Source organism: Devosia equisanguinis (assembly GCF_900631955.1).
Lineage (GTDB): Bacteria > Pseudomonadota > Alphaproteobacteria > Rhizobiales > Devosiaceae > Devosia > Devosia equisanguinis.
Genome location: NZ_UZWD01000034.1, coordinates 17,658 through 26,875, shown reverse-complemented (window position 1 = coordinate 26,875; position 9,218 = coordinate 17,658). Strand labels below are relative to the sequence as shown.

Annotated in this window: 12 protein-coding genes; 5 read left to right on the top strand and 7 right to left on the bottom strand. The window is 63.4% G+C overall.

The window, feature by feature from the left end; all coding sequences use genetic code 11:
* Positions 1 to 94 precede the first annotated feature (94 nt).
* Both pth and DEVEQU_RS13480 read right to left on the bottom strand, forming a co-directional pair.
* Positions 95 to 817 carry an aminoacyl-tRNA hydrolase gene (gene pth, locus DEVEQU_RS13485; RefSeq protein ID WP_126151116.1) on the bottom strand — a complete coding sequence of 241 codons (723 nt, stop codon included), beginning with the start codon at positions 815 to 817 and terminating at the stop codon, positions 95 to 97.
* 70 nt (positions 818 to 887) lie between these two features.
* Entirely contained in the window at positions 888 to 1,505 is a 618-nt protein-coding gene (locus DEVEQU_RS13480) for a 50S ribosomal protein L25/general stress protein Ctc (protein WP_126151115.1), read from the bottom strand.
* Between the two features lie 239 nt (positions 1,506 to 1,744).
* On the opposite strand from DEVEQU_RS13480, the gene DEVEQU_RS13475 reads away from it, so the two are divergent.
* On the top strand, positions 1,745 to 2,182 hold the full coding sequence (locus tag DEVEQU_RS13475; protein WP_126151114.1) for a hypothetical protein: 438 nt from the start codon (positions 1,745 to 1,747) through the stop codon (positions 2,180 to 2,182).
* Here DEVEQU_RS13475 and DEVEQU_RS13470 read toward each other — a convergent pair.
* From DEVEQU_RS13470 to lgt, 5 genes are all read right to left on the bottom strand, one after another.
* The gene (locus DEVEQU_RS13470; RefSeq protein ID WP_126151113.1) at positions 2,168 to 2,686 is read right to left on the bottom strand and encodes a GNAT family N-acetyltransferase; all 519 of its coding nucleotides are present in this window, start codon (positions 2,684 to 2,686) and stop codon (positions 2,168 to 2,170) included. The two genes, DEVEQU_RS13475 and DEVEQU_RS13470, sit on opposite strands and share 15 nt — an antisense overlap.
* A complete protein-coding gene (locus tag DEVEQU_RS13465; protein ID WP_126151112.1) occupies positions 2,686 to 3,618 on the bottom strand; it encodes a ribose-phosphate pyrophosphokinase in 933 nt (310 codons plus the stop codon). The genes DEVEQU_RS13470 and DEVEQU_RS13465 overlap by 1 nt, the downstream gene beginning before the upstream one ends.
* Before the next feature lie 114 nt (positions 3,619 to 3,732).
* Positions 3,733 to 4,488 (bottom strand): peptidoglycan editing factor PgeF, encoded by a 756-nt coding sequence (pgeF, locus tag DEVEQU_RS13460; RefSeq protein ID WP_223214226.1) that lies wholly within the window; start codon positions 4,486 to 4,488, stop codon positions 3,733 to 3,735.
* On the bottom strand, positions 4,485 to 5,564 hold the full coding sequence (locus tag DEVEQU_RS13455) for a class I SAM-dependent methyltransferase (RefSeq protein WP_223214225.1): 1,080 nt from the start codon (positions 5,562 to 5,564) through the stop codon (positions 4,485 to 4,487). The genes pgeF and DEVEQU_RS13455 overlap by 4 nt, the downstream gene beginning before the upstream one ends.
* 49 nt (positions 5,565 to 5,613) lie before the next feature.
* Positions 5,614 to 6,438 carry a prolipoprotein diacylglyceryl transferase gene (lgt, locus tag DEVEQU_RS13450; RefSeq protein WP_126151111.1) on the bottom strand — a complete coding sequence of 275 codons (825 nt, stop codon included), beginning with the start codon at positions 6,436 to 6,438 and terminating at the stop codon, positions 5,614 to 5,616.
* Between the two features lie 125 nt (positions 6,439 to 6,563).
* On the opposite strand from lgt, the gene DEVEQU_RS13445 reads away from it, so the two are divergent.
* The 4 genes from DEVEQU_RS13445 to proC all read left to right on the top strand — a co-directional run bounded on the left by DEVEQU_RS13445 (position 6,564) and on the right by proC (position 9,184).
* Positions 6,564 to 6,818 carry an accessory factor UbiK family protein gene (locus DEVEQU_RS13445; protein WP_126151110.1) on the top strand — a complete coding sequence of 85 codons (255 nt, stop codon included), beginning with the start codon at positions 6,564 to 6,566 and terminating at the stop codon, positions 6,816 to 6,818.
* A 3-nt stretch (positions 6,819 to 6,821) separates the two neighbouring features.
* Positions 6,822 to 7,544, top strand: a complete 723-nt coding sequence (locus tag DEVEQU_RS13440) for a metallophosphoesterase family protein (RefSeq protein WP_126151109.1) — start codon at positions 6,822 to 6,824, stop codon at positions 7,542 to 7,544.
* A gap of 318 nt (positions 7,545 to 7,862) precedes the next feature.
* Positions 7,863 to 8,363: a type III secretion system chaperone family protein gene (locus tag DEVEQU_RS13435; protein WP_126151108.1), complete on the top strand. Its 501-nt coding sequence runs from the start codon at positions 7,863 to 7,865 to the stop codon at positions 8,361 to 8,363.
* Complete coding sequence (gene proC / locus DEVEQU_RS13430; RefSeq protein WP_126151107.1) at positions 8,363 to 9,184, top strand: pyrroline-5-carboxylate reductase; 822 nt, start codon at positions 8,363 to 8,365, stop codon at positions 9,182 to 9,184. The genes DEVEQU_RS13435 and proC overlap by 1 nt, the downstream gene beginning before the upstream one ends.
* Positions 9,185 to 9,218 lie beyond the last annotated feature (34 nt).

Below are 9,218 nucleotides of genomic sequence, written 5' to 3'. Positions count from 1 at the left end.
CCACTGGCCGTCCGTTACCGTGCAACCGCTCGGCCACGAGGCCAAGCGGGTATTTGGCATGCCCGGAATCTAGCCGCGAATCCGTGGAAGCGCGCTACTCGCCCTTGCCGAAGAGCTTGTTGAGCATGTCGGCCATGGGGCCGCTCTTGGGGAGGTCGGCCTGCGGCTTGGCGGGGCGCGCCTGGCGGATATGGCTTTGGGCGGGCTTGGAGGCCGAAGCCTTGGGGGCCGCAGCCGGTTTTTCCTCCTCGCCACCCTGCACGGCCAGCGCCAGCTTGTTCATGAAGCCGTTATCGTCGCCCTTGAGCAGCAGCGGCGCCTGCCGGGCGATCTCGTCGAGCAGCGGATCGAGCCAGGCCTTGTCTGACTTGGCGAAGTCGCCCAGCACATGCGGGGTGACGAATTCCTTGCCGGGATGGCCGATGCCGAGGCGGACGCGCTTATAGTCGAGCCCGATCTGCGGATCGATGGACCTGAGGCCATTATGGCCGCCATTGCCGCCGCCGATCTTGACCCGCACCTTGCCGGGCGCCAGGTCGAGCTCGTCGTAGAAGACGATGACCTCGCCAACCGGGATTTTGAAAAAGCGCGTCACCTGCTGCACGCTGTCGCCGGACTTGTTCATGAAGGTCTGCGGCTTGAGCAGCAGCACGCGCTCAGTGCCGATATTGCCCTCGGCGATCAGGCCCGCATGCTTGGATTTCCAGCCGGAAATGCCATGGGCCGAGGCGATGGCGTCGATAGCCATGAAGCCGATATTGTGGCGATTGCCGGCATATTGGTTGCCGGGATTGCCGAGGCCGACGAGCAGTTTCATGGGTCCAAGCCTTACAAATGACTGAGGCGGCCGTGGGGCCGCCTCAAACAGGTTTGCCAATCCGGAAGACTTACTCTTCGGAAGCGGCTTCTTCTTCGCCTTCGTCACCGGCCGACTTGAGCGCCGACGGAGCAACGACGGTCGCGATGGTGAAGTCGCGGTCGGTGATGGTCGGGGTCACGCCCTTGGGCAGGGTCACGGCCGAGATGTGGATCGAGTCGCCGATTTCATAGCCGGAGAGATCAACGGTGATCTCGTCGGGAATGGCGTTGGCGGGAGCCAGCACTTCGACGGTGTGACGCACGACGTTGAGGGTGCCGCCACGCTTGAGGCCGGGGCTCTTCTCGTCGTTGACGAAGTTCACATGCACTTCCACGGTCAGCTTGGCATTGCCAGAGACGCGCAGGAAGTCGATGTGCATCGGCTGGTCCTTGACCACGTCGAGCTGGTAATCGCGCGGGATCACCTTGTGGATGGTGCCATCGACGTCGAGGTTGAGGACGTGCGACTTGAAGCCGCCGGCATAGATCGCCTTGTGGGCGTCCTTGTAAGCGACGGACACGGTGACGGGGGGCTTCTTGTCACCATAAATAACAGCGGGAACGAGTCCCTGACGACGAGCTTCGCGAGCGGCCCCCTTGCCCACTCCGTTGCGCGCCTGTGCCTTGAGCACCTTGGTCTCAGCCATGGAAAACATCCATTGGGTTGGTGTATGCGTCATCACAACGACATACGCGCCCGTCCTCCAGGGGTGACGAGCGCTTCATGGGGCTGGGCTATAGAGGATTTGTCCTGGCTGGGCAAGGAAGTTGAGCATCCCGCAATCGCCGAAATCCGGGGATTTCACCCCGCGCGATAAAATGGGTCACATTTTCGTCAGAACCAGCGGCGCTGATGCGGTCTTGTTTTATCGATTCAGGACTAAAAATGAAATCCAGTGCCGCTTTTGCCGTCGCCTTTGCGAGCCTTGCGCTGTTTTCAATCCCGGCGCAGGCCGCGCCGAAATTCTCCTTTGGCACCGATAATGGCGAATATGCCAATGATGGGGAATGCGACGACCCGCGCTTCGAGGGCAAGGGCATGACGCGCACCTTCCTGTTGAGCGACGACATTCTCAACGACGCCACCGACTGCCGCGCCGCCTATGAGGCCGGCACGATCAGGTTGCGCGGCATCGACGACAATGGCGTGCCCGATTTCGGCGACGACAAGGGCGAATATGCCAATGACGGAGAGTGCGACGACATGCGCTTCACCGGCGAAGGCATGACCGCCACGCCGCTGCTCGAGGAAGACATCATGCATGATGCCACCGATTGCGGCACCGCCTATGCGGCCGGCAAGCTGCAGTTAATCCTCAAGTAAGCCTGGTCGCGTCGTATAAAACAGCAGCCGGCGGCTGCCGTCGGCTTTGGTATAGCTGCGGCAGCCCTGGTGCAATCTCGTGGCACTGCGAATCGAGGCCATATTCTCCGGCGCCACGATCGAGACGATGTCCGGGGCGTCGGTATTGTCCCAGCCCCAGGCGAGCACGGCGCGCCCCGCCTCGATGGCATAGCCGTGGCCGCGATGGTTCTGGGTGACGTGATAGCCGAGTTCAAGTTGGCGTCCGCGGTCAGTGTTCTGCCAGGTGAGGCCGCAATCGCCGACAAACGCGCCGGACTTGTCGCAGATCGCCCAAAGGCCGAAGCCATATTCGCGATAATTGTCGAGGTTCCAGTCGATCCAGCGCAGGGCGGCCGCTTGGTCCTGATAGGTTGGATAAAACTGCGCCGCATAATCGTCGGCAAACATCGCCCTAACGTCCGCCTGGTCGCTGGTCTGGAACCGGCGGAAGACCAGGCGATCTGCCTCGGGCAGGGGAGTCATCAGTCAAACAGGCTCGACACACTCTGTTCGCTGGCGGTGCGGGCAATGGCCTCGCCGATCAGCGGGGCGATGTTCATGCGCCGGATATTGGCAGCCAGCTTGGTCGCTTCGGTGTCGACGATGGAATCGGTCACCACCAGTTCCTTGAGCTTGGAGCCGGCGATACGCTCGGAGGCGGCGCCCGACAGCACGCCATGGGTGATATAGGCCGAAACTTCCTTGGCGCCGGCCTTGAGCAGGGCCTCGGCCGCATTGACCAGGGTGCCGCCGCTATCGACGATATCGTCGATGAGAATGCAGGCCTGTCCGGACACGTCGCCGATGATGTTCATCACCTCGGAGACGCCGGCACGCGGACGGCGCTTGTCGACAATGGCGAGATCGGTGCCGAGGCGCTGGGCCACGGCACGGGCACGCGCCACGCCGCCAACGTCAGGGGAGACGATCATGGTGTTCTCGAGCTTGTAATTGTCGAGAATGTCCCGGGTGATGATCGGCGCGGCATAGAGATTGTCGGTCGGAATATCGAAAAAGCCTTGGATCTGGGCGGCATGCAGATCGAGCGTGATGACGCGATTGACGCCGGCTTCCACGATCAGATTGGCCACCAGCTTGGCCGAAATCGGGGTGCGGCCGGTGGCGCGACGATCCTGGCGGGCATAGCCGAAATAGGGCAGCACCGCGGTGATGCGACGGGCCGAGGAACGGCGCAGCGCATCGACGATGATGAGCAATTCCATCAGGTTGTCATTGGCCGGATAGCTCGTCGACTGCAGGATGAAGACGTCCTCGCCACGCACATTCTCGTGGATCTCGACATAGACCTCGTTGTCGGCGAACCGTTTCACCGTGCAATCGGTCAGGGGGAGTTCGAGATAGCTGGCGACAGCCTGAGCCAGCGGGCGGTTGGAGTTGCCGGTCACCAGCTTCATGGACGCGATCCTGTCTCAACGGGTCCTGGGGGAGGACCTTCCAGTTTCGCGGGCAGCTTTAGCTTGTCGCTGCCTGCCTGACAACGCAACAAATGGATGACAGAAGAAAATGGGTTACCGGGTTGCAACCAGGGCAATCTGCCGCCCGGTGCCCGTTCCGCGATGGGTGGCGAAGCGATGCGAGAAATAGCGCTCCGGCTGGCCATAGGTGCAGCCACCCACGCGCTCGACCGTCGCGATTCCGGCGGCGCGCAACTGCTCCTCAACCAGCCCTGGCAGGTCGAAATGCGGCTTGCCGCCCGGCGGCGTCACAAAATAGCGGTCGGCATCGGGGTGAAGGGCCAGCACATCGGCGCGGAATTGCTCGCCCACTTCGTAATTGGGCTGGGTGATGGTGGGCCCAATCGCGGCCGTGATCCGCGATGGCTCGGCCCCCAGCGCCACCATGGCTTTTACGGTCGCCGCCGCGATGCCATCCACCGCACCGCGCCAGCCGGCATGAGCCGCCCCGACCACCCCGGCCTCGGCATCGGCCAAGAGAATCGGCGTGCAGTCGGCGGTGAGAATGCCCAGCACCAGACCGGGCCGGTCGGTGACCATGGCGTCGGCCTCGATCGTGCCGGGCGCGATGGGGCCGGTAATGGTCTCGACTCGAGCCGAATGGACCTGCCGCAACAGGCAGAGCACATCGGGGGCGAAACCCAGCGCCGCCAGCGCCCCGGCGCGATTGGCCGCCACCGCCTTGGCATCGTCGCCCACGGCGGTCGACATATTATTGCCCGCGAAATCGCCCAGCGACACCCCGCCGTCGCGGCCGAAAAAGCCATGCGGCACGGCAGCAAGCCCTGTGCTGGTACTGAACCCAGTCACGCCACAAATCCCGGCGGCACCAGGCCCGGACTATGGGCGCAGAACACCTTGAAGAGCTCGCCCATCTGCTGGGCGCTGGTCAGCCGCTCCTCGGCCAGGCGCACATCGGCGGCGGCCTCGGGATTGGCCCGGGCCAGGGCGCTTGCGCGCTCGCCAATGCCCAGCCGGGTCAGAAACTCGCCCTGGGTCACCAGCGGCTGGGCCGCAAGCCCCGCCTGACGTGCGGCGCCGCCGAGCACGGCAAAATCGACATGGGCAGAGAGATCGACCGCGCCGGGATCGGAGAGGACATCGGCGAAAGCGTGGTTGCGCACGCCCTGCAGCGTTTCGCCGGTCTGGCTGTGGGCATAGCCATAGTCGATGGCCAGCATGGCGCCACCCTGGCGGGCAATGGCGCGGGACAGGCGGGACATCACTTCGCCGCTGGCAAAATGCACCTCGAACACACTGTCCGGCGCTGCATCCGCCGCCGCAGGCGGCATGGACTCGGCTGGAATCGGCGTCGGCGACAGGCCGAAGACGCGCTGGCCATCGGCCAGGCCGATCTGGCGCTCATGCCAGCCGTCATCCTTGCGCACGAACTGTCGGATCGGCAGCGCGTCGAAGAACTCGTTGGCCACCACCATGAGCGGGGTATCGCCCAACTGGTCGAAGGACTCGATCCATTGCGCATCATAGGCAGCCAGGCGCTGCTTCTGCTGGGCGATCAACACTGGGCTGGTTTCGAACAACCGCAATTGCACCGCTTCGCGAAAGCCTGGCGCGCGGCAGGCGACGCGCATAATATCGGCCATCAGCGTGCCGCGGCCCGGTCCCAGCTCCAGCAGGGTGAAGGGCTTTGGCTCGTCCATCTGTTGCCAGAGATTGACCAGGAAAAACCCGATCAACTCGCCGAACATCTGCGAAATCTCCGGCGCGGTGATGAAATCGCCATCGGCGCCGACGGCGTTCTGGGCGCGATAATAGCCCTTGGTCGGATGCGTCAGGCAGAGCCCCATATAGGTTGCCACCGAAATGGGCCCGGTGGTGCGGATCTGCAGGTCGATCTGGTCAGAGAGCGAAAGGGTTTGGTTCACGTCAATAATTCCGATTTGCCGGGCAGGAGGGGTGTTCAAATCCCGCCGTTCAAGGGCGCAGCTTGTTCTCCGGGCGGGTCAGCGCAAAGATGACGAGACCCAATCCGGCGACCACCATGGGCAGGCTCAAGACCATGCCCATGGTCAGCCAACCGCCATAGAGATAGCCGATCTGGATATCGGGCAGGCGAACCAGCTCGACAAGAATGCGCGAGACCCCATAGCCGATGCCGAATATGCCGGCGACGAGGCCCGGCTTGCGCAGGGCGTAGAACACGTGTGTCGCCACGCGAATGATGAGGAACAGCAGCAGTCCCTCCATTGCCGCTTCATAGAGCTGGCTGGGGTGGCGGGCGACCTGCAGCGGGTCGGTCGGGAACACCACGCCCCAGGGCAGGTCGGTGGGTGCGCCATAGAGCTCGGAATTGATGAAATTGGCGATGCGCACAAGGAAGATGCCGATAGTGGCCACGGCCCCCATCAGGTCGAGCGCCGAGAGCCAATTGCCACCCTTGGACCGGGTGAACAGGATCGCTGCCAGCATTAGCCCGATCATGCCGCCATGATAGGACATGCCGCCATCCAGCGTGTTGAACACCTGGATAGGGTCCTGCGCATATTCGGAGAAATTGTAGAACAGCACATAGCCGGTGCGGCCGCCGATCACGATGGCGAGCATGGCCCAGAAGGCGAAGTCCCAGATGTCATTGGCCTTGAAGGGCGGCGTGCCCCGATGCCAAAGCCGCTCATTGCGCAGCAGCAACCAGCCATAAGCGGCGCCCAGCAGCACGCCGAACAGATAGCCCAGCGCATACCAGCGGATATCCACGGGGCCGATGGAAAAGGCGATGGGGTGAATATTGGGGAAGGGCAAGGGCGGTCCTCTGTGCTGGCGCGGACCATTGCCGCTTCGCCTGGTCTGGTCAAGTCGGGATGGCTGGCCTACATATCAAGCATTGCTGAGCCCTGCGGGCCGCCTCTCAAGGAATTGGAACTGCCATGAACCAGAACAACAGGATTTTCGACGGGCTGGGCCGGGTGATGAACGAGGCCGCAGGCGTTGCCGATGGCGTTCGCCGTGAAGTCGAGACGGTGGTCAAGTCTCAGGCCCAGAGAATCATCAACGACATGGAATTGGTCAAGCGCGAGGAATTCGACGCCTTGCGCGAACTCGTCCAGGTGCAGGGCGAAGAAATCGATGCGCTGCGCAAGGAACTCGCCGCGCTGCGCGGTGGCGACAAGCCTGCGGTCTGATCCTTGCGGGTCGCCGTTCTTTCCGATGTCCATGGTAACAGCCCGGCACTCGATGCGGTGCTCGAGGATCTGGCGCGGCACAGTTTCGATGCCGTCCTGTGCCTCGGCGACCATGTCAGCGGCCCCATCGATCCGGCCGGCGCCGCCGAGCGGCTGATGGGGCTGGGCGCCCTCTGCATCCAGGGCAATCATGACCGCTGGGTGCTGGACGCACAGGGTGCACGCGCCGGCGCCGTCGATATTTTCGCCCGCAACCTGCTGACGCCGACGCAAATCGAGTGGCTGGCGGGGCAGGGCGCGGAGGCTCGTCTGGGCACCGACATCTATCTTTGTCACGGCGCGCCACAGGGCGACGAAATTCCCTGGCTCGACAATTTCTACAAGGGCCGCACCACCACCCTGCCGTCAGAAGCCGAAGTGACCCGCGCAGCCCAGGGCCTCACCGCGGCCGTCATGCTGTGCGGTCACACCCATGTGCCCCGGACCGTCCGGCTCCGCGACGGAAGGCTGATCGTCAATCCCGGCTCGGTGGGCATGCAATTGGTGCGCGGCTCCCCCGATGCCCATTATGCCATCCTCGAACAGCGTCGCGCCGGGTGGCAGACGGCATTGATCGCCATCCCCTATGATACCGAATCTGCGGCACGCATGGCCGAAGCCAACGGCTTCTCGCAATGGGGCGAGGCCATCCGCTTCGGCTGGGCCGGCCCCGAGCATTTGTTTTAGGCCTCCCAGTCCCGGGGTGGTTGGGTTCTGGCGCTGCCTGGCTGATGCAGCCTAATAATTGTAAACGCCGCTAAATCGGCGCCGCTCTTGGGCTTAACGGCCTGTTAAGACTTTGCGGCCCATCGTCATCCACAAGAGATTGCCCTCATCGTGTCCGCTCGCGTCCCCTGAATCAGGAACGCGGTGTAGATTTGTCCTCGTGGACGATTCGTAGACCCCGGAGGGGGGCGCGACCTGTTCCCCGCTTACACGCCAGTATCGCGCGGCGCATTCTTGCCGCAAGCAGATCAACAGCGCCTACGAGGACGGAATCCGCTTATGTCATTGATTGAATACGAGCCCGATCGGTCGTCCCATCCGGTGGACCTTGTCGAGCACATCGCATCGATCAACGACTGGACATTCGAGCGCCAGGATGCCGACGAAATCTCCATCTCGGTGCGCGGCGGCTGGAGCGATTACCACGTCTCCTTCAACTGGATGGAAGACCTCGAGTCGCTCCACATCGCCTGTGCCTTCGACCTCAAGGTGCCCGATGCCCGGCGTTCCGAAGTAAGACAGTTGATCAGCCTGATCAATGAACAGCTCTGGATCGGCCATTTCGACATCTGGAACAAGGAGGGCGTGGTGCTGTTCCGCAACTCGCATCTCTTGACCGGCGGCGCCGACGTTTCCCCGCAACAATGCGAGGCCCTGCTGCGTTCTGCGACTGATAGCTGCGACCTCTATTACCAGGCCTTCCAGTTCGTGGTGTGGGCCGGCAAGTCGGCGGCCGACGCTCTCAGCCATGTGATGTTCGAAACAGTGGGTGAAGCCTGATGTCTTCCTTGCGCAATCTCGGACCGGTCATGCTCGTCGGGGCCGGGAAAATGGGTCTGGCCATGGCCCGCGGCTGGCTGGATGCCGGCCTGCCGCCCAGCAGTCTGGTGCTGGTCGATCCGGCACCGAGCGACGATGCCAGGGCGCTGGCCGACGATTATGATCTCGTCATCAACAGTCAGGCCTCGGGCCTTGTCCCCAACGTCCTGGTGCTGGCAGTCAAGCCGCAGATCATCGGGCCAGTGATGGCAGGGCTGCTGCCGGTCGTGGGCCCGCAGACGCTGGTGCTCTCCATCGCCGCCGGCATTTCCATCGCCCGGCTTTCCGAAGGGTTGGGCACCGGCCGCATCGTTCGCACCATGCCCAATACGCCCGCCCAGCTGGGCAAGGGCATTACCGGCGCCGTCGCCGGTCCAGAGGTTGGGAACGATGATCGCGGCAATGCCGATGCCTTGCTGGCTGCTGCCGGGCCGGTGGTCTGGTTCGACGCCGAGAGCGATCTCGATGCCGTCACGGCGGTCTCCGGTTCTGGCCCGGCCTATGTGTTCAATCTCGTCGAGGCCTTGGCTGCGGCCGGGCAGGCACAGGGTCTGCCCGAGCATGTCGCCATGAAACTGGCGCGTCAGACGGTGATCGGCGCTGCGGCTCTGCTCGAAGCCGATCCGGCGCCGGCCAGCGTATTGCGCCAGAACGTGACCTCCCCCAATGGCACCACAGCTGCCGCTCTGGCCGTGCTGATGGCGCCCGATGGGCTGACGCCATTGATGGAAAAGGCGGTTGCCGCCGCCCGGCAGCGCAGCGAGGAGTTGGGTCGGGGCTAAGGGGCTTAGTTCATCACCTTATCCCGCGCCCCCA